General features: G+C 67.0%; 26 protein-coding genes and 2 tRNA genes. 17 read left to right on the top strand and 11 right to left on the bottom strand.

Features of this window, described 5'->3' with window-relative positions; genetic code table 11:
- Window positions 1–2: 2 nt before the first annotated feature.
- Complete coding sequence (locus AB4Y68_RS13085; protein WP_441456193.1) at window positions 3–299, bottom strand: CC_3452 family protein; 297 nt, start codon at window positions 297–299, stop codon at window positions 3–5.
- Between the two features lie 120 nt (window positions 300–419).
- Entirely contained in the window at window positions 420–1,025 is a 606-nt protein-coding gene (locus AB4Y68_RS13080; RefSeq protein WP_441456192.1) for a TIGR00730 family Rossman fold protein, read from the bottom strand.
- 81 nt (window positions 1,026–1,106) lie between these two features.
- On the opposite strand from AB4Y68_RS13080, the gene AB4Y68_RS13075 reads away from it, so the two are divergent.
- On the top strand, window positions 1,107–1,862 hold the full coding sequence (locus AB4Y68_RS13075; RefSeq protein ID WP_441456191.1) for a hypothetical protein: 756 nt from the start codon (window positions 1,107–1,109) through the stop codon (window positions 1,860–1,862).
- Window positions 1,863–2,018: 156 nt separating this feature from the next.
- On the opposite strand, the gene AB4Y68_RS13070 is transcribed toward AB4Y68_RS13075, so the two are convergent.
- Window positions 2,019–2,612 (bottom strand): dual specificity protein phosphatase family protein, encoded by a 594-nt coding sequence (locus AB4Y68_RS13070; RefSeq protein WP_441456190.1) that lies wholly within the window; start codon window positions 2,610–2,612, stop codon window positions 2,019–2,021.
- Window positions 2,613–2,751: 139 nt separating this feature from the next.
- A tRNA-Asn gene (locus AB4Y68_RS13065) sits at window positions 2,752–2,826 on the bottom strand.
- A 110-nt stretch (window positions 2,827–2,936) separates the two neighbouring features.
- Here AB4Y68_RS13065 and AB4Y68_RS13060 point away from each other — a divergent pair.
- Together AB4Y68_RS13060 and AB4Y68_RS13055 are read left to right on the top strand one after the other, a co-directional pair.
- The gene (locus AB4Y68_RS13060) at window positions 2,937–3,737 is read left to right on the top strand and encodes a TrmH family RNA methyltransferase (protein WP_441456189.1); all 801 of its coding nucleotides are present in this window, start codon (window positions 2,937–2,939) and stop codon (window positions 3,735–3,737) included.
- A 76-nt stretch (window positions 3,738–3,813) separates the two neighbouring features.
- The gene (locus tag AB4Y68_RS13055) at window positions 3,814–3,993 is read left to right on the top strand and encodes a hypothetical protein (protein WP_441456188.1); all 180 of its coding nucleotides are present in this window, start codon (window positions 3,814–3,816) and stop codon (window positions 3,991–3,993) included.
- A gap of 82 nt (window positions 3,994–4,075) precedes the next feature.
- Here the strand turns inward: AB4Y68_RS13055 and AB4Y68_RS13050 are convergent.
- A tRNA-Cys gene (locus AB4Y68_RS13050) sits at window positions 4,076–4,149 on the bottom strand.
- Window positions 4,150–4,282: 133 nt separating this feature from the next.
- On the opposite strand from AB4Y68_RS13050, the gene AB4Y68_RS13045 reads away from it, so the two are divergent.
- From AB4Y68_RS13045 to AB4Y68_RS13025, 5 genes are all read left to right on the top strand, one after another.
- Window positions 4,283–4,912 carry a protein-L-isoaspartate O-methyltransferase family protein gene (locus AB4Y68_RS13045; protein WP_441456187.1) on the top strand — a complete coding sequence of 210 codons (630 nt, stop codon included), beginning with the start codon at window positions 4,283–4,285 and terminating at the stop codon, window positions 4,910–4,912.
- Window positions 4,913–5,050: 138 nt separating this feature from the next.
- A complete protein-coding gene (locus AB4Y68_RS13040) occupies window positions 5,051–6,532 on the top strand; it encodes a TolC family outer membrane protein (RefSeq protein WP_441456186.1) in 1,482 nt (493 codons plus the stop codon).
- Between the two features lie 169 nt (window positions 6,533–6,701).
- Complete coding sequence (locus AB4Y68_RS13035) at window positions 6,702–7,286, top strand: DUF2497 domain-containing protein (RefSeq protein ID WP_441456185.1); 585 nt, start codon at window positions 6,702–6,704, stop codon at window positions 7,284–7,286.
- An 81-nt stretch (window positions 7,287–7,367) separates the two neighbouring features.
- Window positions 7,368–10,115 carry a valine--tRNA ligase gene (locus tag AB4Y68_RS13030; RefSeq protein ID WP_441456184.1) on the top strand — a complete coding sequence of 916 codons (2,748 nt, stop codon included), beginning with the start codon at window positions 7,368–7,370 and terminating at the stop codon, window positions 10,113–10,115.
- Entirely contained in the window at window positions 10,112–10,846 is a 735-nt protein-coding gene (locus tag AB4Y68_RS13025; RefSeq protein WP_441456183.1) for a TlyA family RNA methyltransferase, read from the top strand. Before AB4Y68_RS13030 ends, AB4Y68_RS13025 begins: the two co-directional genes overlap by 4 nt.
- A gap of 242 nt (window positions 10,847–11,088) precedes the next feature.
- Here AB4Y68_RS13025 and AB4Y68_RS13020 read toward each other — a convergent pair whose 3' ends face one another.
- Complete coding sequence (locus AB4Y68_RS13020; RefSeq protein WP_441456182.1) at window positions 11,089–11,730, bottom strand: glycine zipper 2TM domain-containing protein; 642 nt, start codon at window positions 11,728–11,730, stop codon at window positions 11,089–11,091.
- Window positions 11,731–11,889: 159 nt separating this feature from the next.
- Between AB4Y68_RS13020 and AB4Y68_RS13015 the strand changes: the two genes are divergently transcribed.
- On the top strand, window positions 11,890–13,131 hold the full coding sequence (locus tag AB4Y68_RS13015; RefSeq protein WP_441456242.1) for a class I SAM-dependent RNA methyltransferase: 1,242 nt from the start codon (window positions 11,890–11,892) through the stop codon (window positions 13,129–13,131).
- 34 nt (window positions 13,132–13,165) lie between these two features.
- Here AB4Y68_RS13015 and AB4Y68_RS13010 read toward each other — a convergent pair whose 3' ends face one another.
- The 3 genes from AB4Y68_RS13010 to AB4Y68_RS13000 are packed head-to-tail and all read right to left on the bottom strand — an operon-like array spanning window position 13,166 to window position 17,330.
- On the bottom strand, window positions 13,166–14,053 hold the full coding sequence (locus tag AB4Y68_RS13010; protein ID WP_441456181.1) for a formylglycine-generating enzyme family protein: 888 nt from the start codon (window positions 14,051–14,053) through the stop codon (window positions 13,166–13,168).
- A gap of 6 nt (window positions 14,054–14,059) precedes the next feature.
- Window positions 14,060–15,814, bottom strand: coding sequence for an arylsulfatase (locus AB4Y68_RS13005; protein ID WP_441456180.1), 1,755 nt, complete (start codon window positions 15,812–15,814; stop codon window positions 14,060–14,062).
- 28 nt (window positions 15,815–15,842) lie between these two features.
- Window positions 15,843–17,330 carry an alginate export family protein gene (locus tag AB4Y68_RS13000; protein ID WP_441456179.1) on the bottom strand — a complete coding sequence of 496 codons (1,488 nt, stop codon included), beginning with the start codon at window positions 17,328–17,330 and terminating at the stop codon, window positions 15,843–15,845.
- A gap of 394 nt (window positions 17,331–17,724) precedes the next feature.
- Between AB4Y68_RS13000 and AB4Y68_RS12995 the strand changes: the two genes are divergently transcribed.
- The 8 genes from AB4Y68_RS12995 to pcaD are packed head-to-tail and all read left to right on the top strand — an operon-like array spanning window position 17,725 to window position 24,605.
- Window positions 17,725–18,717 (top strand): LysR family transcriptional regulator, encoded by a 993-nt coding sequence (locus AB4Y68_RS12995; RefSeq protein ID WP_441456178.1) that lies wholly within the window; start codon window positions 17,725–17,727, stop codon window positions 18,715–18,717.
- Entirely contained in the window at window positions 18,717–19,865 is a 1,149-nt protein-coding gene (locus AB4Y68_RS12990) for a muconate/chloromuconate family cycloisomerase (protein WP_441456177.1), read from the top strand. The genes AB4Y68_RS12995 and AB4Y68_RS12990 overlap by 1 nt, the downstream gene beginning before the upstream one ends.
- A gap of 2 nt (window positions 19,866–19,867) precedes the next feature.
- The gene (gene catC, locus AB4Y68_RS12985) at window positions 19,868–20,158 is read left to right on the top strand and encodes a muconolactone Delta-isomerase (protein ID WP_441456176.1); all 291 of its coding nucleotides are present in this window, start codon (window positions 19,868–19,870) and stop codon (window positions 20,156–20,158) included.
- A 46-nt stretch (window positions 20,159–20,204) separates the two neighbouring features.
- Window positions 20,205–21,125 (top strand): catechol 1,2-dioxygenase, encoded by a 921-nt coding sequence (gene catA / locus AB4Y68_RS12980; protein ID WP_441456175.1) that lies wholly within the window; start codon window positions 20,205–20,207, stop codon window positions 21,123–21,125.
- A 55-nt stretch (window positions 21,126–21,180) separates the two neighbouring features.
- Window positions 21,181–21,903: a CoA transferase subunit A gene (locus AB4Y68_RS12975; RefSeq protein WP_441456241.1), complete on the top strand. Its 723-nt coding sequence runs from the start codon at window positions 21,181–21,183 to the stop codon at window positions 21,901–21,903.
- A complete protein-coding gene (locus tag AB4Y68_RS12970) occupies window positions 21,903–22,562 on the top strand; it encodes a 3-oxoacid CoA-transferase subunit B (protein ID WP_441456174.1) in 660 nt (219 codons plus the stop codon). The genes AB4Y68_RS12975 and AB4Y68_RS12970 overlap by 1 nt, the downstream gene beginning before the upstream one ends.
- 49 nt (window positions 22,563–22,611) lie before the next feature.
- On the top strand, window positions 22,612–23,817 hold the full coding sequence (gene pcaF / locus AB4Y68_RS12965; RefSeq protein WP_441456173.1) for a 3-oxoadipyl-CoA thiolase: 1,206 nt from the start codon (window positions 22,612–22,614) through the stop codon (window positions 23,815–23,817).
- Window positions 23,817–24,605 (top strand): 3-oxoadipate enol-lactonase, encoded by a 789-nt coding sequence (pcaD, locus tag AB4Y68_RS12960; RefSeq protein ID WP_441456172.1) that lies wholly within the window; start codon window positions 23,817–23,819, stop codon window positions 24,603–24,605. The genes pcaF and pcaD overlap by 1 nt, the downstream gene beginning before the upstream one ends.
- Window positions 24,606–24,642: 37 nt before the next feature.
- Here pcaD and AB4Y68_RS12955 read toward each other — a convergent pair whose 3' ends face one another.
- Window positions 24,643–25,710 (bottom strand): PA0069 family radical SAM protein, encoded by a 1,068-nt coding sequence (locus tag AB4Y68_RS12955; RefSeq protein ID WP_441456171.1) that lies wholly within the window; start codon window positions 25,708–25,710, stop codon window positions 24,643–24,645.
- Window positions 25,707–25,937, bottom strand: a 231-nt coding sequence (locus tag AB4Y68_RS12950; RefSeq protein ID WP_441456170.1) for a hypothetical protein, incomplete at its 5' end; no start/stop codon positions are given. The genes AB4Y68_RS12955 and AB4Y68_RS12950, both read right to left, overlap by 4 nt.

Raw genomic sequence — 25,937 nt, 5'->3', positions numbered from 1 at the left:
GATCAGCCGGCGTTGCAGACGGCCAGAGCCTGCTGATCCAAGGCCTCGCCCTTGTAGCTGAAGGCCGTGACCGGGCCGAGCTTGGCGACTACGCGGCGGCAGGCGCGCGCGGCGGGTTGGCTGGTTCCGCCCGTGGCGGTGCAGGCCGCGCCTTCGCAGCGCCAGGCGGCGCCGTCGACGATGACGCGGCCAGCCGGGGCCTTGGCCGCATCCGCGAGCGTCAGGCTGGTGGCCGGGGCATCGGCGGCGAAGGCAGGCGCGGCGACGAACAGGACGGCGGCGGCGAGAAGAGCACGCATAGGCAAGTCTCCAAAATGGGGCGGGCGCACGGCCCAGCGGCGCCATAGTCCATTTTTTTAGAAAACTGTCAACGCAGCCTTCTGTCGATAACGGATCGGCGTTTAGTGACCCACGATTACTTACCGACGATCATGTTTCAAGTGGGGCGTTTCCTCGGCCATTTTCATGACGGCGACGGCTTCTTCGACCGTGTCGACGCTGATGTAGGCGTCCAGGAAGCTGGCGGGCGTCATGCCTTCTTCGACGCTGTGGCGGATCAGGGCGAAGTAGTTTTCCCAGAAGCCGTTCAGGTTCAGGAAGATGACCGGCTTGGCGTGCAGGTCGAGCCGTTTCCACGACAGCAGCTCGATGGCCTCTTCCAGGGTGCCGATGCCGCCGGGCGCCACGACGAAGACGTCGGATTGATCGTACATCAGCTGCTTGCGTTCGTGCATCGAGGTGACAACCACGGTCTCCACGTCGTCGAACAGGCGTTCGCGGCTGCGCAGGAAGGCCGGCATGATGCCGACGACCCGGCCGCCCGCTTCGTGCGCGGCGCGGGCCGAGGCCCCCATCAGGCCGACGCCGCCGCCGCCATAGACCAGGCGCCAGCCAGCTTCGGCCGCCGCCTTGCCAAAGGCGCTGGCGGCCTGGACGTACTGCGGATCAGCGCCGTCGGACGAACCGCAGAACAGGCAGACCGAACGGCCGTCGAAAGGAGCGATGTTGGCGGGCGGCAAAGACATGGGGCCTCGATATAGGAAGGGAGACAGGGCGGCGTCGGCCGCGCTATCTGATGCGACAGGCATATCGCTACGCGGGGCAGGATGAAACGTCGGAATGTCATGTTGCAGGCGGCGACCTTGGCGGGAACGCTCGCCGCGGGGCTGCTGCTGACAGCGTGCAGCCCCTCCGAGAAGCGGACGGCGGGCGAGGAAGCGCCGCAGGATGGGGGATGGGTGACGCCGCCTCTCGTCACCGGCGTCGAACGGCGAGCGGATGGTCTGATCGTTCGCGGTCATGCGGCGCAGGGCGCGCGGGTGGTCCTTCGAACGGGTCAGAATGCAGGATTCGCCACCAGCGCCGACCGAGCCGGGCGATTTGAGATCCGGATGCCGCCGCCGGGCGCCGCCCTGGTTCTGATTCCCGAAATTCAGTCGGGGCAGTCGCGGACGCCAGGGCGTGAGCAGCTTTTGTTGATCGGCGGGGATGCGCCTCTGGCGGCCCTGCTGTCCGACGGCGGGGCCAGTCGCAGGCTGGGTCTTGCGCCGGCCCTTGATGCCGTGGACGGCGACGGCCGTGGCCTGGTCGTGTCGGGGCGCGCTGACCCCGGGGCAAGGGTGACGGTAAGGGCCGCGGGCGTCGCCGTTCAAGTCGTCGCCGGCGACGACGGGCGCTGGACCGCAGGCTTGTCGAGCGCGGGCGACCATCCGCTCAGGCTCGAGATCGGCGACGTCGCGTTCGACTATCCGGGGCCGGCGGCCTCGGCTGACGGCCAGGTCGTGCGCGCGGGCAAGGGGTGGCGACTGACCCGCGCCCTGTCCGCGACAGCGCGGCAGACCAGTTGGTTTCCCGATGCCTGAAGGGGCGGCTGGCGGAGGGTTTACGTTTGATTAACCAAACACGCCGATCAAATGCCCCGTCTTCTTTTTCTTCGAGGACACCCACCATCACCGAATGACTTTAAGCCCGGCGCGAATGCGTCGGGCCTTTTTTTTTGCGCCGCGCGGGTGCGGGGGTCAGCTTTCCGGGAAGCCGAGCGACGGCTCCATGTCCTCGAAGGTCACGGTCATGCCCCAGCCCTTGGCGGCCGGCGATGCGATGTGGCCGTAACGGATGGACAGTTGCCGCTCGGCGATCTCTTCGCCGTAGCGTTTGACGGCCGCCAGATACAGGGCTGACGCCAGGCCGCTGCGGTCCGCGCCGGATTCGCAGTGAATCAGCAGGGGCTTGGGCGCCTGTTCCATGACGTCGATCAGCCGCCAGGCCTCTTCCTTCGTGATGCCTCGCCGCGCCGACATCCTGAAATCAATATGTTGGATGCCGAGGCGTCGGGCGGCGGCGACTTCGTTCCGATACCAGGCGGCGTGGGGGTTTTCGCCGCGAAGGTTGAGGATGGCGCGGACCCCGTGTTCGCGTTGATAGGCCGCGATGGAGGCGCCTGAAGGCTGGGCCGAGCGATACAGCTCGCCGGCGACGACGGTATGAAAATTGCCCGTGGCCATCAGCACCGCGGCGTAGGCGAGGATAGCGACCAAGCTGGCGCCGACGACGAATCCAACGACCTGCAAGGGACGCTTGAGACGTCCGCCAGTCTTTTGAAGCAGGGTCATGGCTTGAGGTGCGCTCGGATTACGGCGCTTTTCCGAGGGGCGGGATGAGACGGCCAAGTCATGCCGTCAGCGCCGATGTTCTGGATAGCTCTGGGGGAGTTTGCCGAGTTGTCAGTGACAACAAGATAATCACCCCGAGTGGCTCCGCGGGTAGGATTCGAACCTACGACCAGCCGATTAACAGTCGGCTGCTCTACCACTGAGCTACCGCGGAACATCCCCTCGGGGGAGGCCGCCGTATAGCAGCGCCTTTTTGATTCATGCAACGGCTAAAACGCAGAAAACGCCGAAATTTATTCAACGGGTCAGGCTAAAAGGCTCTGCATGAATCTGATCCCTGTCTCTGATCCCGCCGATCCCTGCATTTCAGCCTTTCGCGATGTGAAGGAGCGCGACCTGACCGGTCGCCAGGGCCTGTTCGTCGCGGAAGGCGAGGTGGTGCTGCGCGTGCTGGCCTCGCCCGCGTCGCGCTGCGCGCCGGTTGCGGTCCTGATCGCGGAGAAGCGGCTGGAGGCGCTGCGCGACGCGCTGGAGCGTCTTCCAGGTGACGTGCCGGTCCATACGGCGCCGCAGGATGTGCTGGACGTCATCGCCGGCTTCCATCTGCACCGGGGGATATTGGCGCTGGGGCGCAAGCCGGAGCCCTTGGGGCTGGAGGCCTTTCTGGACGCGCTGCCCGAGCGCGCCGTGGTGGTCGGGGCCTGCGGCATTGGCAATCACGACAATATGGGCGGCCTGTTCCGTAATGCGGCGGCCTTTGGGGCCGCAGGCCTGCTGCTGGACGAAACCTGCTGCGATCCCTTTTACCGAAAGGCGATCCGGGTCTCGGTCGGGGCGGTGTTGCGCACCCCCTTCGTCGAGGGGGTGACGGCGGCGGCGATGGTCGAGGCGCTGGAGGCGCGCGGCTTCGAGGTCCTGGCCCTGACGCCGTCGGCGACCGAGACGTTGGCGGAACTGAAGCCCGCGCCGCGCACCGCGATATTGCTGGGGTCGGAAGGGCCGGGCCTGTCGCCCGAGGTTATCGCGCGCTGTCGACCGCTGGCGATCCGCATGTCGGGCGGATTCGATTCCCTGAACGTCGCGACGACCAGCGCGGTGGCGCTGCACCACCTGACCACGGCCTGAGGGTTGAAGACCTGCCCTGAGGCACCGGAGCGAAAGGCGTGGCGAGGCGTTGGCTTTCTGAACCGAGGAGACGGTCATGGGCAACCTGGCGACGCTGCTTTTGATTGCCGTGCTGGCCTTTGTGGCAGCGGGCGCCGGATTCGCCTTCGTCCAGCCCCGGCGGTTCACGGATAGGGACGCCGATGGCGAGCCGGACCCATCGCCGGAAGAGATCGCTAGGGCGCGCGAGGACGACGACTGGAAGCGTGGGGGCTAGCGTCGAGAGCGGGCGCTGCAAACGAATCTGCAAACCAGAAACAAGAAAGCCGCCCCGAAGGGCGGCTGACTGTTTGTCGCGATGGAGGCCTGACCGGGAATCGAACCCGGGTGCAAGGATTTGCAGTCCTCTGCGTCACCACTCCGCCATCAGGCCGTTGAGCCCCAAATCTGTGGGCTGCACCATCGCGAGGGGCGTCAGCTATCAGATCGGATTGTCGGCTGCAACGCACGGACCTATAAGCGCCGCAGATTTATTCGCTTACGCCGACCTGAAGGACCTCGGAACCATGGATTTCGCCGCTGCGCGCAAGGTCATGCTGGACTCACAAGTCCGGGTGAACGACGTCACGGACCGTGACCTGCAGGCCGCTTTCGGCGCCGTCGAACGCGAGCGCTTCTGCGCCGCCGACCGCGCCTTCTCCGCCTACGCCGATATTGAACCGGAAGTGGCCGGCGACCGTCGCCTGATGCTGCCGCGCGATCTGGGCAAGCTGATACAGGCGCTGGACGCCCGCGCTGGAGAGAAGGCGCTGGTTCTGGCTGGGCCTTACGCCGCCGCCGTCCTGGCGCGCATGGGTCTGACCGTCACGGTGCAGGATTCGGACGCCGCCGTGTTCGAGGTCACGGGCGCGGCCCTGGCCGACGAAGGCGTCTCGACCGTCGTCGCGCCTCTGAGCCAGCCGCAAGGCGAAGGCTATGACCTGATCGTCAGCGAGGCCGCCGTGCCGGCGCGTCCCGAATCGTGGCTGGCTGCGCTGCGTCCCGGCGGTCGTCTGGCAGTGGTCGAGCGTTCGGGCCCGGTGGGCAAGGCGGTGCTTTATGTGCGCGGTCGCGACGGGGTTTCGCGTCGAGAGTTGTTCGATGCGACGCCGCCCGTTCTGACCGAACTGATTCCGGCTCCCGCCTTCGCGTTGTGAGTATGGGGAAGGGGCGACGGAGTTCGGCGTCGCCTGCGTGAAAAAAACTTAACTGGCGTAAGGCGAGGCTTGCCTCCAACTACGCCGTTCAAGGCACCACAGGCGCACCCGTCGGGGGCGTCAGGCAGGAACAGGTTCATGTTGAAACGCTCGCGCGCGCTCGCTTCGGTCGCTCTGGTCACCCTCGCCATGGGAGCGGGCGCAGCTCCGGCCGGGGCCGAGACCTTGCAGGAAGCGATCGGCCTGGCTTATCGCACCAACCCGACCCTGCTGGCCCAGCGCGCCAATCAGCGGGCTCTGGATGAGACCATCGTCCAGGCTCGCTCGAGCCTGCGTCCGACCATCAGCGCCTCCGGCGGCGTCAGCTACACCCGCATTGATGCCGGCGGTCTGGGCGTGACGGAAACCGACGGCGCCAACGCCAGCGTCAGCCTGGCCCAAAATATCTGGACCGCCGGCCGCACGGCGCGCGGCATCGACGCCGCCGAGGCCAATGTCCGCGCCGGTCGCGAAAACCTGCGCGATATCGAGCAGCAGGTCATGGCCTCGGTCGTTCAAGCCTACGCCGACGTGGTGCGCGACATGGAAATTCTGCGGGTTCGTCAGGAGAACGTCACCGTCCTGCGCCGCCAGCTCGACGAATCCAACGCCCGTTTCGAAGTGGGCGAGATCACCCGCACCGATGTAGCCCAGTCTGAAGCCCGTCTGGCCCAGTCGGACGCCGATCTGGCCAACGCCCAGGCCCAGTTGTCCGTGTCGCGTGCAGCCTATGCCGCCGTGGTCGGCCAGGCGCCGACGAATATGCAGGCCCTGCCGGTCCTGCCGGGCCTGCCGACCAACTTCGAAGGCGCGCTGGATGTGGCTCTGGTCGAGAACCCGGGCGTCCTGGCCGCGACCTACGCCCTGCAGGCGGCCGAAGCCAACGTCGCGGCGGCGCGGTCCGAGTATCTGCCGTCGGCGCGTCTGTCGGCCTCCTATGGCGGCACGGCGAACGATCTGTCGGGCTTTGACCTGACCGACCGCACCAGCTTCACCGCCGGCGCGACCGTGTCGGTGCCCCTGTTCACCGGCGGTCTGAACCGTTCGCGCGTGGCCCAGGCGCTGGAGCGCGCCAACGCCGCCCAGATCGGCGTCGAGGGCGAACGTCGCGGCGTGCTGCAGACCGTCAGCTCGACCTACGCCCAGACCGTCGCCGCCAAATCCTCGCTTCAGGCCGGCCAGGAAGCCGTCCGCGCCGCCTCGGTCGCCGCCGAGGGCGTGCGTCAGGAGGCCCAGGTCGGTCTGCGCACCACGCTGGACGTGCTGAACCAGGAGCTGGAGCTGCGCAACGCCCAGGTGACCCTGGCCAGCGCCTATCGCAATCAATACGTCGCTCAGGCTCAGCTGCTGGCCGCCATGGGCCGCTTGGGCGGGCCGAACCTGGATCCCTCGATCGACGCCTATGACGCCGAGGCCAACTACAACGCGGTCCGCAACCGCGGCGCCCTGCCGTGGGACGGCGTGGTCGAGGCGCTGGACCGCGTCGCGTCGCCCGGCATCGTTCCCGCCGCCGACGCCGAGGACGCCCCGATCGACGCCCAGCTGAAGAACGAAATCGTCCGCACCGCGCCTCGCAACTGAGGCGATATTAGCCTGACAGGCGAAAAACGTTCGTTGATTCCGACGAGCGTTGGTGCGACGACAGGTGCAAGGGGAGGGCGAGTCTGTTTGCCCGGCCCTGATCGTCGCGCGCCGCCTGGCGCCTGTCGGCGGTCCTCCAAGGTTCAGCCCCGCTCGCCCAAGGTTCGCCATGACCGACCAGACCGCCCAAGAACCGACGATGGAAGAGATTCTGGCGTCGATTCGCCGGATCATCTCTGAAGACGACGCCCCGGCCGAAACCGCCGCCGTAGCGCCTGAGCCGGTCGTCGAGATCGCGGCGGAGCCGGAACCTGTGGTTGAGGCCGCGCCCGTGGCCGAAGAACCGACGATCATCGAGGACGAGGTTTTGGAGCTGACCGAGCGCTACGAAGCGCCCGCGGCCCAGTCCATCGGTGATCTGGATGTCGCCGATGTCGCGCCGTTCCCGGCTGCGGAACCGGCGCCTCCGTCCGAGCCCGCTGCGACGCCCGTCCATGATTCCCTGGTCGGCGAAAGCGCCGCCGCCAGCGCCGCCTCGGCCTTCGCCGGTCTGGCCGCCACCTTCCAGAAGCCGGAAGTCCCCGCCGCCGCTGCGCCGCAGGACCTGCCCTTCATGAGCGGCAATACGGTCGAGGCCATGGTCCGCGAGATGCTGCGCCCCATGCTGAAGGACTGGCTTGACGCCAACCTGCCCGGCATCGTCGAGGCCCAGGTACGCAAGGAAGTAGAACGCATCGCCCGCAACGCCGGCTAGCCCTTCGCTTCACCAGACACTAAGTCACTGAGGGCGGCTCCGGCGGGGCCGCCCTTTTGCATTCCAAGAAACGACATTCCTATGCTCGAGAAGACTTTCGAACCCCAGGCCGCCGAACCGCGTCTCTACACCCAGTGGGAAGAGAGCGGCCTGTTCGCGCCGCGCGCCGCCAAGGCCACCGATGGGGCCGCCGACGCCTATTCGATCGTCATCCCGCCGCCGAACGTGACGGGCTCGCTGCACATCGGGCACGCGCTGAACAATACGCTGCAGGACATCCTGGCCCGCTATCACCGGATGAAGGGCAAGGCCGTGCTGTGGCTGCCCGGCACCGACCACGCCGGCATCGCCACCCAGATGGTGGTCGAGCGCCAGTTGGCTGCTGCGGGCAGCCCCGGACGCCGCGACATGGGCCGCGACGCCTTTGTCGACAAGATTTGGGAATGGAAGGCGGAATCGGGCGGCACCATCGTGCGCCAGCTGCGCCGTCTGGGCGCGTCGTGCGACTGGTCGCGCGAGCGCTTCACCCTGGACGAGGGGCTGAACGCCGCCGTCCGCAAGGTCTTCGTCAAGCTGCATCAGGACGGCCTGATCTATCGCGACAAGCGTCTGGTGAACTGGGATCCGCATTTCCAGACCGCCATTTCCGATCTGGAAGTCGAGCAGCGCGAGCAGGACGGCCACTATTGGCACTTCGCCTATCCGCTGGCCGACGGCGTGACCTATGAGCACCCGGTCGCCTTCGACGAGGACGGCAAGGCCACCGAGTTCGAAACGCGCGACTTCATCGTCGTGGCCACGACGCGGCCCGAAACCATGCTGGGCGACACCGGCGTCGCGGTTCACCCCGAGGATGAGCGCTACGCGGGTCTGGTCGGCAAGGCCGTGATCCTGCCCATCACCGGCCGTCGCATCCCCATCGTCGCCGACGATTACGCCGATCCGACCAAGGGTTCGGGCGCGGTGAAGATCACGCCTGCGCACGACTTCAACGACTTCGGCGTCGGCAAGCGCGCCGGTCTGGCGGCGCTGAACGTGATGGACGCCTTCGCGCGCATCACCAACGACGACGTGCCGGAAATCCCCGCCGAACTGGTCGGTCTGGATCGCTTCGCCGCGCGCAAGGCCATTGTCGCCCGCGCCGAGGAAGAGAACTGGCTGCGCGAGATCGAGAAGACCAAGCACGTCGTCCCGCACGGCGACCGCTCGGGCGTGGTCATCGAGCCGCGGCTGACGGACCAGTGGTACGTCGACGCCCACACCCTGGCCCAGCCCGCGCTGAAGGCGGTGGAGCAGGGCGATACGGTCTTCGAGCCTAAGTCGTACGAGAAGATCTATTTCGAATGGCTGCGCAACATCGAGCCCTGGTGCATCTCGCGCCAACTGTGGTGGGGCCACCGCATTCCGGCCTGGTACGGCCCGAACGGCGAGATCTACGTCGCCGAGACGGAAGAGGACGCCCGCGAACTGGCGATGGCGGACTATGATTCCGAGGTCGCGCTGACGCAGGACGAGGACGTTCTGGACACCTGGTTCAGTTCGGCTCTCTGGCCCTTCTCGACCATGGGCTGGCCCGAGAAGACCGAGGACCTGGAGCGCTTCTATCCGACCAGCGATCTGGTCACGGCGGCGGACATCATCTTCTTCTGGGTCGCCCGGATGATGATGATGGGCCTGCACTTCATGGACGAAGTCCCGTTCAAGCGGGTCATCATCAATGGCCTGGTCCGCGACGAGAAGGGCCAGAAGATGTCGAAGTCCAAGGGCAACGTCATCGACCCCCTGGGCATCATCGACGAGCTGGGCGCCGACCCGCTGCGCTTCACCATGGCCATCCTGTCGGGTACGCGCGACATCAAGTTGTCGAAGCAGCGCATTGAAGGTTATCGCAATTTCGGCACCAAGCTGTGGAACGCCGCACGCTTCAGCCAGATGAACGAAGCCAAGCGCGTCGAGGGCTTTGATCCCGCCACCGTCGAGCAGACCATCAACCGCTGGATCCGCGGCGAACTGACCAAGGCCGAGCGCGCCGTGTCGGAGGCCATCGAGGGCGGTCGTTTCGACGACGCCGCCAGCCTGCTGTACCGCTTCGTCTGGAACGTGTTCTGCGACTGGTATCTGGAACTGGCCAAGCCGGTGTTCAACGGCGCGGATGAAGCCGCCAAGGCCGAGACGCGGGCCATGACCGCCTGGACTATCGACCAGACGCTGAAGCTGCTTCACCCGGTCATGCCCTTCATCACCGAAGAACTGTGGGCCGAACTGGGCAAGGAAGGCCCGGCGCGTGAAAGCCTGCTGATCGGCGCCGAATGGCCCGTCCTGCCTGACGCCTTCATCGATGCGACGGCGGAAGGCGAGATTGGCTGGCTGGTCGATCTGGTCGGCGAGATTCGGGGCCTGCGCGCCGAGATGAACGTGCCGCCGTCGGCGAAGCCCCCCCTGGCCTTCATCGCGCCCGACGCGACGACCGCCGAGCGTATCGCCCGCCACCGCGACCTGATCCTGACCCTGGGCCGGGTGTCCGAGGTGGGTTCGGCGGATGCCGCGCCCGCCGGGGCCGTGACCTTCGTCTCGGGCGGCTCGACGGCGGCCCTGTCGCTGGCCGAGATCATCGACCTGACCGCCGAACGCGCGCGTCTGGAGAAGGAAATCGATGCCTTCGACAGCGACATCGGCCATGTGAACAAGAAGCTGGGCAACCCCAACTTCGTCGCCCGCGCGGCGCCGGAAGTCGTCGACGAGCAGCGCGCCAAACTGGCCGAGGCCGAAGAGGGCAAGGTCAAGCTTCAGGCGGCCTTGGCCCGTCTGGACGCGATGGCCGGCGCATGAGGAAGGTTCGACTGGACCAACTGCTGGTCACGCGGGGCCTGACGGAAAGCCGGGCCAAGGCCCGGGCGGCGATCGAAGCCGGCGGGGTCACCGTGGACGGCGCGCCGGCCAAGTCGGCCTCGCAGTCCGTCGGCCATGACGCCGAGGTCGGCTATGTCGCCGCCCACCGCTGGGTCGGGCGCGGCGCATTGAAGCTGGAACGGGCGCTGGACCTGTGGCCGGTTGCGGTCGAGGGGCGGGTGGTGCTGGACGTCGGCGCTTCGACGGGCGGCTTCACCGAGGTCTGCCTGGATCGCGGCGCGGCGCAGGTCTTTGCCGTGGATGTCGGGTTCGGCCAGATGCATGCTAGGGTCGCCGCCGATCCGCGCGTGGTCAATCTGGAGCGGACGGACGCGCGCGATTTGACGCCTGCGATTATCCCGGACGCCCCGTCGCTGGTCGTTTGCGACGTCAGCTTCATCGGCCTGTCGAAGGTTCTGTCGGCGGCGCTGGCGCTGGCGACGCCGGACGCGGACCTGATCACCCTGGTCAAGCCGCAGTTCGAAGGGGCCGGCCCCAAGGACGCCGGCAAGAAGGGCGTGGTCAAGGACCCCGAGGCCCATGCGGCGGCGGTCGAGGGCGTGCGCGCCTGGCTGGAAAGCGTCGGCTGGTCCGTGCGTGAGACGGCGGAGAGCCCGATCGCCGGCGGTGACGGCAACATCGAGTTCCTGCTCTGGGCGAAGCGGGCCTGAACTTCTCCCTCCCCTGCATGGGGAGGGTGGTCGCGTAGCGACCGGGTGGGGAGGGCGTGGCGATACAGAGCGCAGCGCTTGATCTGTAAAAGCGCCCCCACCCGACTTCGCCCTTCGGGCTCAGCCACCCTCTCCATGAAGGGGAGGGAGAGAGCGTGGTACATCCAGAATTAAAGAAACCGCCGGGGGATTTCTCCACCGGCGGTTTCCGTCACGTCGTCGATCGACAGGGGGGCTGAAACTTAATCGACGACGCGATAGCGGCCGTTCTGGTCGGGGCAGGTGCGCACGTAGCGCGTCTCGCTGCGACCGTCGGGCAGACGAATGCGGCTCTCGGCGAGGCGGCATGGGTCGGTGTTCTGATAGCGGTAGTCCGGCGCCGGCTGGACGTAGCCGCGATCATAGCCGTAACCGCGGTTGTAGCTGTCGTCATAACCACGATCGTAACCGGAGTTGTCGTAGCCGTAGGCCGGCGGGACATAGGTGCGGCCGTAGGATTGATCGTAGCCGTAGCCGTAGCTGGACGAGGGATAGCGGCTGTCGCAGGCGGCCGAGTTGTTGCCCACGCCCGCGCCGATAGCCGCGCCGAGGACGCCGCCCAGGACGCTGCCTTCGGTGCGGCGGCCGCGCGCCGCCAACTGAGAACCGGCGATGGCGCCGATGGTGGCGCCGACCACGCCGCCGGTCGTCGTGCGATCACGCTGGTCACGGACGCAGGGGTCATAGCCCTGACCGTAGCTGTAGCTGTTGTTGTAGCCATAGGCCGGCGGGTAGCCGTAGCCATAGGTCTGGGCGCTGGAGACGCCGGGAAGCATCAGCGTGCCGGCTACGGCGAGGGCGGCGACTGCAGCGGCGGAAGCCTTTTTGGACAGATGACCGATCATCGTTCTTGTTCCTCTGACAGGTCCCGATGCTGAACGGCTTCGGTCCCCTGTCTGTTGCATCCCGTGATAGGGCCCCGAAGCTGAACGGCTTTTGATCGGCCCGTTCATCTTCGTTCAGGTTTCAGATTCGGCGCGGGAACGGTTAGAAGCCGCGTCATGATGCAAACGCTGACCATCGCCCGCATGGGCCACCAGGGCGACGGGATCGCCGAGACGCCCAACGGCCTTGTCTTCGTGCCGGGCGCCCTGCCGGGCGACGTGATTTCGGCCGAGGTGAAGGACGGGCGCGTCGAGCAGTTCGACCTGATCGAAGCCAGCCCGGATCGCCGCCCCATCCATTCCGAGACCTATGCCGAGTGCGGCGTCGCGCCGATGCAGCATTGGGCGGACGCGCCCTATCTGGCGTGGAAACGGGACATCGTAATCCAGACCCTGGCGCGCGAGGGAATCGAGACCGAGGTCGAGGCGACCGTCGCCGTGCCGCAGGCCAGTCGGCGTCGGCTGGCGCTGCATGCTCGCAGCGGTCCGGGGGGGCGCGTTCTGCTGGGGTTCAAGGCGCGGCGGTCGTGGCGGCTGGTCGAGCTGACCGACTGCCCCGTTTCCGATCCGGCGCTGACGGCGGCCCTGCCGGCGTTGGCTAAGGTGGCGGCGCCCTTCCTGGGGCATCCGAAATCGGCCCCGACCCTGCATGTGACGCTGACCGACACCGGCCTGGACGTCGATGTGACCGGGGTCGAGAAGAAGTCTGGCGGGCTGACGGCGGACATGACGGCGCGGGCCATTGCGGCGGCGGCGGAGGCCGACCTGGCGCGGCTGAGCCTGGACGGCGACACCCTGGTGATGGCGCGCCAGCCACGCATCACCTTCGGCCGGGCGACGGTGCCCCTTCCGCCCGCGGCCTTCCTGCAGGCGGCGCCTGCGGCCGAGGCGGCGATGGTCAGCCGGGCGGTCGAGGCGGTGCGCGGGGCCAAGAAGGTCGCCGACCTGTTCTGCGGGGCGGGCACCTTCACCTTCCCTCTGGCCGAGGTCGCCGGGGTGTTGGCGGCGGATTCGTCGGCGGCGTCCATTGCGGCGCTGAAGGCGGGGATCGGCACGGCCCAGGGCCTGCGCACCATCGAGGCCCAGGCGCGCGACCTGTTCCGCCGTCCGCTGTCGCCCTATGACCTGAAGGGCTGCGAGGCCATCGTCATGGACCCGCCGCGCGCCGGGGCGCTGGAACAGACCGGACAGATCGGCGGCACCAAGGCCAGCGTCGTCGTCGGCGTGTCCTGCAATCCCCAGACCTTCGCCCGCGACGCTCGCATCCTGATCGACGCGGGTTTCCGGTTGGAGAAGGTCTCCCCCATCGACCAGTTCCTGTGGTCGACCCATGTCGAACTGGTCGGCGTCTTCCGTCGCTAGGTCTCAGGACGCCCGACCAGGGAGCCGCTTCCGGTCACAGGCAGCAGCGGAAGCCGATATGGGAAGCGGTCGTATCGGTCGCCTGGGGCAGGCGGGCCGGCGCACGGTATCGCCTGCAATAATCGGGCGTGCACAGATGTGATCCGCCCTTCAGCACCTTGAAATGGTTGGCTGATGGCCGGATGTCGGCGCCGCAGCAGCTTTTGGCGGGCGGGGCCGCGTGGTCTGGCTGATAGGCGTCGCACGTCCATTCCCAGACATTGCCGATCATGTCGAACAGGCCCCAGGCGTTGGGCGGAAAGCTGGCCACGGGCGAGGTCCGATCGAAGCCGTCGGCCAAGCTGTTGTGGTAGGGAAAGGCGCCCTGCCACAGATTGGCCATGTGCCGGCCCTCGGGCTCAAGCATGTCGCCCCACACATATTCGCTGCTGCCGCCGGCGCGGGCGGCGTATTCCCACTGCGCCTCACTGGGCAGGGTCTTGCCGGCCCAGCGGGCATAGGCGAGGGCGTCGGCGAAACCGACATGGACGACCGGATGCTGGTCGCGTCCCTCGATCGAGGAGTTGGGTCCCAGGGGATGTCGCCAGTCGGCGCCGGGAACCACCTTCCACCATTGGCGGGGGTCATTGAGGGGGACAGGCCCCGGCGGCGGCGTGAACACCAGAGAAGCCGCCACCAGCATTTCGGCGGGAAAGCCGGGATAGTCCGCCGGGTTCAGCGGACTTTCGGCCAATGTCCGGTGGCCCGTTTCGGCGACGAAGGCCGCGAACCGGGCGTTGGTCACGGGCACGGTGTCGATGGCGAAACGATCGACCCGCCGCTGCTGGGCCGGCCGTTCTTCGGGATAGTGGTGGTCCGACCCCATGACGAAATCACCGGCCGGAAGGGCCGCCATCGCCACGGGGTCGTGGAACCGGTTCAAGGGCGGTCAGTCCTTGGTGCGAACGTCGACCGGGTGGTCGGGGAAGTGGACGCTGGTGTTTCCATAGTCGTTCTTGCCGGCGATGTAGGGGGTCCAGAGGATATTATTGGTTCTCTGGCATCCTTCCCACTGTCCTTGCATCGCCGCCAGTTCGCGGGGGTGAGACTGGCTCAGGTCGTTGGCTTCGGCGGGGTCGCTACGCGTGTTGTAAAGCTCCCACGCGCCCGTACCCCAGGGCCTGTTGCTGTAGGTCAGTTTCAGGTCGCCCTGGCGCACCGCCACGCGGCCGAACAACTCCAGACACATGGTCTCGTCCGCCGCATGCACCCGATTGGTTTGGCCGTTCAGGAAGGGCAGGGCCGAGGAGCCTTGCATGGGGGGCACGGCCGCGCCTTCGTCCGCCGGATGTTTCGCCCCGGCGATCTGCAGGAAGGTGGGCGCCCAGTCCTTCACATCGACATAGGCGTCGCTCATCAGGCCCGAGAGGATGCCCGGGCCGGCGACGAAGGCCGGGGTGTGCGTGCCGCCTTCATAGCTGAAGGCCTTGAACATGCGGAACGGGGTTGAACTGACGCGCGCCCAGTTGGGACCATAGCCGATGAAGGAGTTGCGCCGCCCCATATTGTCGAGGCTGTTGTCGAAGGTCGCCTGGATCCACTCGCGGTTCTTCTCGCTGATGTCTTCGGCGTCGCTGCCCTCGGCGCCGTTGTCGGAGAAGAAGACGAAGATGGTGTTGTCGTACTGTCCTGTGCGCTTCAGCTCGGCGACTAGCTTGCCGATATTGTCGTCCAGATTGGCGATCATCGCGGCGTAGATCTCCATCCGGCGGGCCTCGGAGGCGCGTTGCTCGGCCGACAACTCGCTCCATTCGGGCCAGACGCCCGGGGCTGCGGCCGGGGTGACATCGCGACCGATCACGCCCTTGGCCTTCATCCGTTCGATGCGCTGGCGCAGGATGGCTTCATAGCCCACGTCATAGACGCCGCGATATCGGGCCAGATAGGCGTCGGGCGCCTGGAGCGGCCAATGCGGAGCAGTGTAGGCGAGATAGGCGAAGAAGGGCTTGCCGTCCGTGATGCCGTTGATGTCGGCCAGCACGCGGTTCGTATAGAAGTCGGTCGAGTAGAAATTGTCGGGAAGGTCGACCAGGGCGCCGTCTTCGCGATAGCTGGCCTTGGGCGCGGCGTAGATGGTGCCGCCTTGGGTGAAATGGTCGGCCCCCCCGTTCAGCAAGACGAAGGACCGTTCAAAGCCGCGCGCCTGCGGGCTCTGCTCGTCCTTCATCCCCAGGTGCCATTTGCCAGCCATGAAGGTGTGATAGCCGGACTGTCTCAGCAGCGCGGGGAAGGGGACTACCGTGTCGTTGAGCACCCCCTCATAGCCCGGAACGCCCTTTTGCTCGGGCGCGATCACCTCGACCATGGTCCCGACGCCGGCGATGTGATTGTCGGTGCCGCTCATCAGCATGGCGCGGGTCGGCGAACAGGCCGGCGAGGCGTGGAAATTGGTCAGTTGCACGCCGCTCTCGACCAGAGCGTCGATGTTGGGCGTGGCGATCTCGCTGCCGAAGGCGCTCAGATCCGAAAAGCCCAGATCGTCGGCGACGATCAATACGATATTGGGGCGCATGTCCCGCTGCGGGGCGGGCGCCGTCATCGGTGCAGGCGCAGATGCAGGCTGGGCCTGAAGCGCGACGGGCGACAGGCTCAAGAGAGAGACGCCGCCGAGAAGGGCCGGCAGCAGGCGTTTCACGATCTTCATGGCGGGGGTCCGGGTTTCTCGATGGGGCTCAGAACATGAAAGTCAGATCGACGAGCGAGTAGAAAACGTCGCGCCCGCCCGCGCGTTTCAAACCGTCCGACACGTCGAAATAGGCGGCTTCGGCCGTCAGCGTGAGGTGGGGGTTGATCGACCACTGGACCGTCAGGTCGGGTTGCATGCCGACATAGCCGACGGTGTCGCCGGCGGTCCCGGGCAGGGGCGTGAAGCCGCGGCCATAGACGGCGTCGTCCCGGTCCTGTTTCCAGTACCAACGATTATAGGCCGAAACCCGCACATCTTTGCTCGGGTTGAACGCCAGGGTCGGCCCGGCCTCGACCAAGTTGCTGCCCGCGAGATAGCCGCTCGCCGCATAGTATTGCTGACCGGTGTAGAGGGGGTTGAAGGTGCGGACCTTGCCGTCGTCGCCCTGGCCGCCGCTGATCGCGTCGAAGCGAGCGCCGATGCGCGGCTTCAGCGGCGAGGACTCGATTACATAGCCGGCGTCGCCATAGAAGGCCCAGGCCTCGACATCGCGTCCGGCGAAGGTCCCGCCCTGGCGGACGACCGTGGTGTCGACCTGCATCGGGCCGGCCTTGCCCCATAGCCGCATGCCCAGTCCATGCCGCTCGTCGTCGCCGACCAGACCCGCCATGGCCAGGCGGGTGGATTTGAACCCGAGATAGAAGGGATCGATGTTCAGCGCGACGGCGCCGTCCTGCGAACGGGGCAGGGCGAAACTGCCATAGGCGCCCCAGATCTTGCGGCCGCTGTTGCTGAAATCGCCGAAAACCCCGTCCTTGTTGGCGACGTTCTCGACGGCGATGATATCGACGCGCGCCGATTTGGAGCGGTATTGCGCGGTGACGCCGTCGTAGGTCTGCGGGATATTGGCGGAGGGCTGGGTCGAGATCAGAAGGCCGTTGCCGAGCCAGATCTCCTGTCGTCCGGCGCGGACACTGACCCGTCCATCACCGAGCGCCCCGCCGACCTCTACAAAGGCTTGCTGAAGCGCCAGGTCGTTGCGCTGCCGCGGCGGCTGAGGGCCGATGTCGCGACCGCCGACCTGCCCGCTGGCCAGTTCGGCATAGGCGCGGACATGGGAGCCCAGATGCAGGTCGGCCCCATAGATGTGGCGAAACTGCATGAGCAGTTGATCGCTGAATTTCTGGCTGTTCAGGCTCTCGTGGGAATAGCTGTTGAACTGGAGCCGTTCCATGCCGCTCAGCGACAGGGTCACGTCGCCAGCCGCATTGAGCGGGATATATTTCAAGGCGTTCAGACCGGTCGTCGGCGCCCCGGCCGGACGTTCCGGCGCCGAGGTGTCGTTGAACCGGAGCAGGTAGTAGGGGCCGACGCGGGGCCCCAGGCCGGCCTGGGGCGGCAGGGCGGGACGATCCTTGGCCGTTTCCGCCGCAGCAGGGGCGGCTTCGCTCGCCAGCACGGTCTGCGCCGACAGCGAGACGGCCGCGATCGTCAACGCCAGGGCATAGCTGTAGCGGGATGGTGAATGCTTCATGGATCCTCCGTTTTTTTCTTTTCAGTCTTCGGGTTGAGGACCTGACTGACCAATATCTTTTCGGCATGACGCGATAGCGCGGCCGGCGCGCATCCCTTTCGGGCGACCGCGAACGCGAAGGAACGATCCTCTCCGGGCCCGCGTTCGCGCGGTGGCGGAGAAGCTGCGCGCTGTGCCGGCGGGCCAGAAGGAAACGGCATGGTTGACCGATCTTTCATGCCGTTTCGGCATCAGGTATTCGAGAAATGCTATTGGGAATTCAGTCCCGGCATACAGATTTTGCTCAATGCGGCGCGTGTTCCACGGCGCTGAGAGAGGCAGGGTCCAGTGAAAGGAGCGACTTCATGACCAGTCACGTCGCCGGACCCGTTCGCACAGAAGCGACCGATAGAAGGTGTCGCTCGTGAAGGTGGTCGATCCTTTCGCCGAAGCCGCGGGCGTCGATGTCCGCCGCTTGCGTTACTTCGTGGCCATCGCCGAAGAACTGCATTTCGGCCGCGCCTCGGAACGACTCAGCATCGCCCAACCCGCCCTCAGCCGTCAGATGGCCGAGCTTGAGGCGGCGATCGGCGCGGCGCTGTTCGACCGCACCCGCAACCAAATCAGGCTGACGGTCGCCGGCGAGGCCCTGCTGCCGCGCGCTCGCTCTATTCTGAGCAGCATCGTCGAGGCGACGCGCATCGCCCGGCGGGCGGCGGAGGGCGTCGTCGGCGTGCTCAATGTCGGCTTCGTCGGGTCGGCGACCTATTCCCTGCTGCCTCGGGCGTTGAACGCCTTTCGCACCGAAAACCCCGACGTCGACCTGATGCTGCACGCGATGAATACCGCGGAGCTTCGGGTCGGTCTGATCGAGCGCACGATCGACGTCGCCTTCGCGCGACCCGGGATCGAAGATCCCGAGGTGGTTGACGAGGTCGTGCTGGAGGAGCCTCTGATCGTCGCGCTTCCCGACGTCGATTCGCTGGCGGCCCAGAGCGAGATCGCCCTCGGCGATTTGGCGCGCCATCCCTTCGTCCTCTATCCGCGTTTTCCGCGTCCCAGTTTCGCCGACACCATCTTGCGGCACTGCGCCGAGAGCGGCTTTTCCCCGACCATCGCCCACGAAACCATGGATGTTCAGACCGCCCTGGGTCTGATCGCGGCGGGGGCGGGCGTCTCCCTGGTGCCCGCCAGCGTCGAGGGCGGCCAGCGTCTGGGCGTGTCATATCGGCCTCTGCGGGCGCCGGCGCCGATGACCCGGCTCAGCCTGTCCTATCGCCGCGACAACCGCTCGGCGACGCTCGCGCGCTTCCGCGCCCAGGTCAAAACCTTCGCCGCCGCCAGCAAGACCCAGGACCATGGGGCCGCCGGCGGCGCCTCTGCCCCCTCGCATCAAGGACCCGCCTGATGGCCACGACAATCGACGCGTTTGAGACCTGTCTGGTCGATCTGCCCACGATCCGCCCGCACGTGCTGTCGATGACGACCATGCGGCAACAGGCCATCCTGCTGCTGACCATCCGCTGCTCGGACGGCACGGTGGGCGTCGGCGAAGCCACGACCATCGGCGGCCTCAGCTACGGCGAGGAAAGCCCCGAGGGCATGAAGCTGGCGCTGGACACCTATTTCGCTCCTCTGGTCCTGGGGGCGGACCCGACGCGGCCCGCGCAACTGATGGACCGGTTGAGCCGGGCCATCGCGGGCAATCGTTTCGCCAAATGCGCCGTAGAGACGGCCCTGCTCGACGCTCTGGGCCAGAGGGTCGGCCTGCCGGTGTCCGAACTGCTGGGCGGTCGTCGTCGCGAGCGTCTGTCCGTCGCCTGGACCTTGGCCAGCGGCGACACGGCCAAGGATATTGAAGAGGCCGAGCGGATGCTGGCCGAGCGCCGCCACAACATCTTCAAGCTCAAGATCGGCAAGCGCGCCGTGGTCGACGACGTCGCCCACGTGGCCGCCATCAAGCGGGCGCTGGGGGACCGGGCCAGTGTTCGCGTCGACGTCAACCGGGCCTGGGACGAGGCTAGCGCCGCGCGCGGCATCGGCATGCTTGAGGACATCGGCTGCGACCTGGTCGAACAGCCGGTCGATGCTCATCTGAGGGGAGCGATGGCGCGTCTGTCGCAACGCTTCACCATCCCCATCATGGCCGACGAATCCCTGACCGGCCCGGCCAGCGCCTTCGACTTCGCCGCCAGCGCGGCGGCGGACGTCTTCGCGGTCAAGATCGCCCAGTCGGGGGGGCTGACCGCGGCCTGCGCCGTGGGCGCCATCGCTCAGGCGGCGGGCGTCGGCCTTTACGGCGGCACCATGCTGGAAGGGCCCGTGGGGACGGCCGCCTCGGCCCATGTGTTTTCCACCTTCGCCAATCTGTCGTTCCAGACGGAACTGTTCGGCCCCTTGCTGCTGACCGAGGAGATTCTGGAGGAGCCGCTGGCCTATGCGGACTTCGGCCTGAAGGTGCCGGACGGTCCCGGCCTGGGCGTCCGTCTGGACGCCGACAAGGTCGCCTTCTTCCGCCGCGACGCCGCCCGCAAGACCCATATCGCAGGAGCCTGATCATGCTGTTTCACGTTCGCATGGATGTGCGCATCCCGGTCGATTACGACCCCGACCGCGCCGACGAATTGAAGCGGATCGAGCGCGAGCGCGCCCAGGATCTGCAGAAACAGGGCAAGTGGCGTCATCTGTGGCGCATCGCCGGCCAGTATTCGAACGTCAGCGTGTTCGACGTGGCTGACGTGCAGGAACTGCACGACATCGTCAGCACCCTGCCGCTGTTCCCCTTCATGAACATCGAGGTCACGCCGCTGTGCCGGCACCCGTCCTCGATCCATGACGACGACCGCTGATCGCGGTCGCCACCCCGTTCCGCCCAGAGCAATAAGAGGAAATGAAATGACCGAGCGGCTTGTTGATACCCCCGAAGTTCAAGCTCTTCTGGAAAAGCTGAGCGGCGCCGACACCGTCAGCGGCGATCCGCGCCTGAAGGCCATCGTCAAACGCATGGTCGGCGACCTGTTCGCCACCATCGAAGAGTTCGACATCACCGATGACGAATTCTGGCAGGCCCTGAACTATGCTTCGACCGGCGCCCAGGAGTACGGCCTGTGGGCCGCCGGCCTCGGCATCGAGCGCTTCCTGGATATCCGCGCCGACGCGCAAGACGCCGCGGCAGGCGTCGTGGGCGGCACGCCGCGCACCATCGAGGGGCCGCTCTATGTCGCCGGCGCCCCGGTCGAGCAGGGCTATGCCCGGCTGGACGACGGCGAGGACCACGGCGAACTGCTGTACATGCACGGCCAGGTCCGCGACGTGAACGGCAAGACCCTGGCCGGCGCCAAGGTCGAGGTCTGGCACGCCAATACGCTGGGCAACTATTCCTTCTTCGACAAGACGCAGAGCGACTTCAACCTGCGCCGGTCCATCATCACCGACGCAGACGGCCGTTACGCCTTCCGCTCCATCGTGCCGTCGGGTTACGCCTGTCCTCCGGGCGGCTCCACCGAGGGCATCCTGAAGCAACTGGGCCGTCACGGTCATCGGCCGGCGCATATCCACTTCTTCGCCTCGGCGGACGATCACCGTCACCTGACGACCCAGATCAACATCGACGGCGACCCCTACCTGCGCGACGACTTCGCCTACGCCACGCGTGAGGACCTGATCCCCGCCGTGAACCATCGCGAAGGCGGCGAACCGGCCGAGAAATACGGGCTGGAAGGCCGGTACGCCGACATCGAGTTCGACTTCGTCATGTATCCGACGAAGGACGAGTCGGAAGAGGAAGTCTCGCACCGCGTTCGCGCTGCGGCCTGACGACCACGTTGAAGCAAGCGTCCGCCTCGGCGGGCGCTTGTCGCCGCATCTGGACCTGGAGTTTCGAATGGCCAGCAAGATCTATCCGTCGCCCGCCGCGGCGCTGGAGGGCGTCCTGTTCGACGGGATGACCATCATGTCCGGCGGCTTCGGCCTGTCGGGGAACCCGGAAAGCCTGATCCCGGAAATCCGCGCGGCGGGGGTCAAGGATCTGACCGTCATTTCCAACAACGCCGGGGCCGACGGCTTCGGACTGTGGATGCTGCTGGAGAGCCGGCAGATTCGGAAAATGATCTCGTCCTATGTGGGCGAGAACAAGCTGTTCGAAAGCCAGTTCCTGTCTGGCGAGCTGGAGTTGGAGCTGAACCCGCAGGGCACCCTGGCCGAACGCATTCGCGCTGGCGGCGCGGGCATCCCCGCCTTCTACACGAGGACGGGCGTCGGCACCGTCGTGGCCGAGGGCAAGCCGGTCGAGGAGTTCGACGGCGAGCTTTACGTGCGCGAGCGCTGGCTGCGCGCCGATCTGTCGATCATCAAGGCCTGGCGCGCCGACCCGGAAGGCAACCTGCAGTTCCGCAAGACCGCCCGCAATTTCAATCCGAACATGGCCACGGCTGGCCAGATCACGGTCGTCGAGGTCGAGGAGATCGTCGAGGCCGGAACCTTTGATCCCGACCAGGTGCACACGCCGGGGATCTTCATTGATCGGATCGTGCTCTCGACCATCAACGAAAAGCGCATCGAGAAGCTGACCACGCGCGAGAGGGAGGCGTCGTAATGGCCCAGGATCATGGCTGGACCCGCGATCAGATGGCGGCCCGCGCCGCGCGCGAGTTGAAGGACGGCTACTACGTCAACCTGGGCATCGGCATTCCGACCCTGGTGGCCAACCACATTCCCGAGGGCGTGCACGTCACGCTTCAGTCCGAGAACGGCATGCTGGGCATGGGACCCTTCCCCTATGCCGACGAGGTGGATCCCGACCTGATCAACGCCGGCAAGCAGACGATCACCGAACTGCCGACCTCCAGCTTCTTCAGCTCGGCCGACAGCTTCGCCATGATCCGCGGCGGCCATATCGACCTGACCGTCCTGGGGGCGATGGAGGTCGCGGCCAACGGCGACATCGCCAACTGGACCATCCCCGGCAAGATGCTGAAGGGCATGGGCGGGGCGATGGATCTGGTCGCCGGGGTCAGGCGCGTCGTCGCGGTGCTGGAGCATTGCAACAAATACGGCGAGCCCAAGATTCTCGAACACTGCACCCTGCCGCTGACCGGTCAGGGTGTGATCGACCTGATCATCTCGGACCTGTGCGTCTTCGCCGTCGACAAGAAGAAGGGCGGCCTGACCCTGCTGGAGCTGGCCCCCGGCGTGACCCTGGACGAAGTGCGCCAGAAGACCGGCGCGGCCTTCGATGCGGGGACGGTTCAATGACCCTTCTCAAGCAGGCGCGGTCCGTGGCTGCGCCGACAGGAGACGCAAAATGAGCGATGCCTTCATCTGCGATGCGATCCGCACCCCGGTCGGCCGCTACGCCGGAAGCCTGGCTTCGGTGCGCGCCGATGATCTGGCGGCGCTGCCGATCCGCGCCCTGATCGCCCGCAATGCGGGGCTGGATCCGGCGGTCGTCGACGACGTGATCCTGGGCTGCGCCAATCAGGCGGGCGAGGACAACCGCAACGTGGCGCGCATGGCGGCCCTTCTGGCCGGCCTGCCGGACAGCGTCGGCGGCAATACGGTCAATCGCCTGTGCGCCTCCGGGCTTCAGGCCGTGGGCGATGCGGCCCGGGCCATCCGGGCGGGCGACGCCGACGTGATGATCGCGGGCGGGGTGGAGAGCATGAGCCGCGCCCCCTTCGTCATGCCGAAGGCTGAGAGCGGCTTCTCGCGCGCCGCCCATATCTACGACACGACCATCGGCTGGCGCTTCGTCAATCCGGCGATGAAGGCGGCCTACGGCGTTGATTCCATGCCCGAGACCGGCGAGAACGTGGCTGCCGACTACGGCGTCAGCCGCGCGGATCAGGACGCCTTCGCCCTGCGGAGCCAGCAGCGCGCCGCCGCCGCCCAGGCCTCGGGCTATTTCGCCGAGGAGATCATCCCGGTCGAGATCGTCGGCCGCAAGGGCGCGGTCACGGTCGTCGACACGGACGAACACCCCCGCGCCGACACCACGCTGGAAGGCCTGGCCAAGCTGAAGCCGATCGTCCGTCCTGACGGCACGGTGACGGCGGGCAATGCCTCGGGCGTCAACGACGGCTCCGCCGCCATGATCGTCGCTTCGGAGGCGGCGGTGAAAGCCCACGGTCTGACCCCGCGCGCGCGCATCATCGGCATGGCCTCGGCGGGCGTGGCTCCGCGCATCATGGGCGTCGGGCCGATCCCGGCGACGCAGAAGCTGATGGCCCGCCACGGTCTGACCATCGACCAGTTCGACGCCATCGAACTGAACGAGGCCTTCGCCTCGCAGGGGCTGGCCGTGCTGCGCGGCCTCGGCGTCGCCGACGACGACGCGCGGGTGAACCCGAACGGCGGCGCCATCGCCCTGGGCCATCCGCTCGGCATGTCCGGCGCACGCATCCTGATGACCCTGGTGCACCAGCTTGAGAAGACACAGGGCCGCTATGGCCTGGCGACCCTGTGCGTCGGCGTGGGGCAGGGGCTGGCGGTGGCGGTGGAGCGCGTCTGATGGCGATGCAACATTTCACGACGGACGACGGCTGCCGCATCGCCTACCGCTTCGACGGACCCGAGGACGCGCCGGTGCTGCTGCTGTCGAACTCGCTGGGCACGGACCTGCATATGTGGGACCCGCAGATTGCGGCCTTCGCGGAGCGGTATCGCGTGCTGCGTTACGACAGCCGGGGCCACGGTCGGTCGGACTCGCCCGCAGGGGCCTATTCGATGGACCGCCTGGGGCGCGATGCGGTGCAATTGTTGGACGCCGTGGGCGTGGAGCAGGCCGATTTCTGCGGCCTGTCCAAGGGCGGCATGATCGGCCAGTGGCTGGGCGTGCGTGCGCCGGAACGGGTCCGCAAACTGGTCCTGGCCAACACCTCGGCCTACATGGGGCCGCCCTCGGGCTGGCAGTCGAGGATCGCGGGCGTTCTGGCCAAGGGCATGGCGCCGCTGACCGAGGCGTCCATCGCTCGCTGGTTCACCCCGGGCTTTCCGTCGCGGTCGCCCGAGGCCATCGCGCCGATCCGGGAGATGCTGCTGGCGTGCGACCCGTCCGGCTACGCCGGCTGCTGCGCCGCCATCCGGGATATGGACCTGCGGCCGACGGCGTCCCTGATCACGCCGCCGGTCCTGGTCATCGCGGGCACGCAGGACCCGTCGACCTCGGTCGAGGACGGCGCATGGCTGGCGCGCGCCGTCGCCCAGGGGGCATTGGCCGAGATCGATGCGGCGCATCTTTCGAATGTCGAACAGCCCGAAGCCTTCGCGCGGCCGGTCATCGAGTTCCTCCTGGCCTGACGACTGGACGCCGCCACAGCCGTGCCATGGCGCCCTTCTAGCCGAACAGATCCAACTGGCGGATAGAGGCCGCCGGAACGCGGAACTGCGTCACGTCCAGCGGCGTGCGCGGGGCGGCGAGGCCGTAGCGTTTGACGGCCGCCTTGAACCGGGCGGCGATCAGTTCGGCGACGGGGCCGGTTCCCTTCATGCGCTGGGCCCAGTCGGGGTCGTAGTCCTTGCCGCCGCGCGTCTGACGGATCAGGGACATGACGCGGGCCGCGCGCTCGGGCCGGGCGTCGGCCAGCCATTCGCGGAACAGATCCTTGATCTCCAGCGGCAGGCGCAGGGTCACATACATGGCCGAGGTGGCGCCGGCCTTTTGCGCCGCCTCAAGGATGGATTCCATTTCGTGGTCGTTCAGGCCGGGGATGACGGGGGCGAAGCCGACGCCGACCGGAACGCCCGCGTCGGCCAGACGGCTGATGGCCTCCAGCCGTCTGGCGGGCGTGGAGGCGCGGGGCTCCATGGCGCGGGCCAGACCGCGATCCAGGCTGGTGATGGAGAGCATGGCCGAGGCCAGTCCCTCGCGCCCCATAGGCCCCAGGATGTCGGCGTCGCGGGTGATCAGCACCGATTTGGTGATGATGCTGAACGGCTGATGGAACCGCTGCATGACCTGCAGGATCGAGCGGGTGGACAGGGTCTCGCGCTCGACCGGCTGATAGGGGTCGGTGTTGCCCCCTATGTGGATGCGTTTGCAGACGTATCGGGGCTTGGCGAGTTCCTGTTCCAGCAGACGCGCCGCGTCGGGCTTGAAGAAGATCCGGCTCTCGAAATCCAGACCCGGGGATAGGCCCATCCAGGCATGGGACGGACGGGCGTAGCAGTAGATACAGCCATGTTCGCAGCCCTTGTAAGGGTTGATGGAGCGATCGAAGCCGACGTCGGGACTCGTATTCCTGGCGATGATGGTGCGCGCGTGTTCCGGCGAGAGGGTGGTGCGCAGCGGCGCGGCCGCTTCGTCCTGATCCGTCCAGCCGTCGTCGAATTCCTCGCGCCGGTCGGCTTCATACCGGCCCGAGTCGTTGGAGCGTGCGCCGCGTCCCTTCATCGCCGTCTTCATGAGGGGAGGATGGCACGGATTTGGAACAAAGCAAGAACGAAAACGTCTTCGTAGTTCGAAGGCGGGAGGAACAGGTTTGCCCGCCTCGTGCTGGCACGGGCGGTGGAGGGCTGGGCGGGGCGCCGGGCCTTCGCCCGGAGACAGATGAGTTTTACCGTTTCGACGAAGACCGATGCCCCGCGCGAAGAGTTGGACATGAGCTCGGGGCAGGCGCCGTTGTTTACGGC

It is taken from the genome of Brevundimonas sp. 2YAF1 (genome assembly GCF_052114745.1).
In the GTDB taxonomy this organism is placed as follows: domain Bacteria; phylum Pseudomonadota; class Alphaproteobacteria; order Caulobacterales; family Caulobacteraceae; genus Brevundimonas.
Note: the sequence above shows the minus strand (reverse complement) of the source record. Positions and strands in the feature narration are given on the sequence as shown.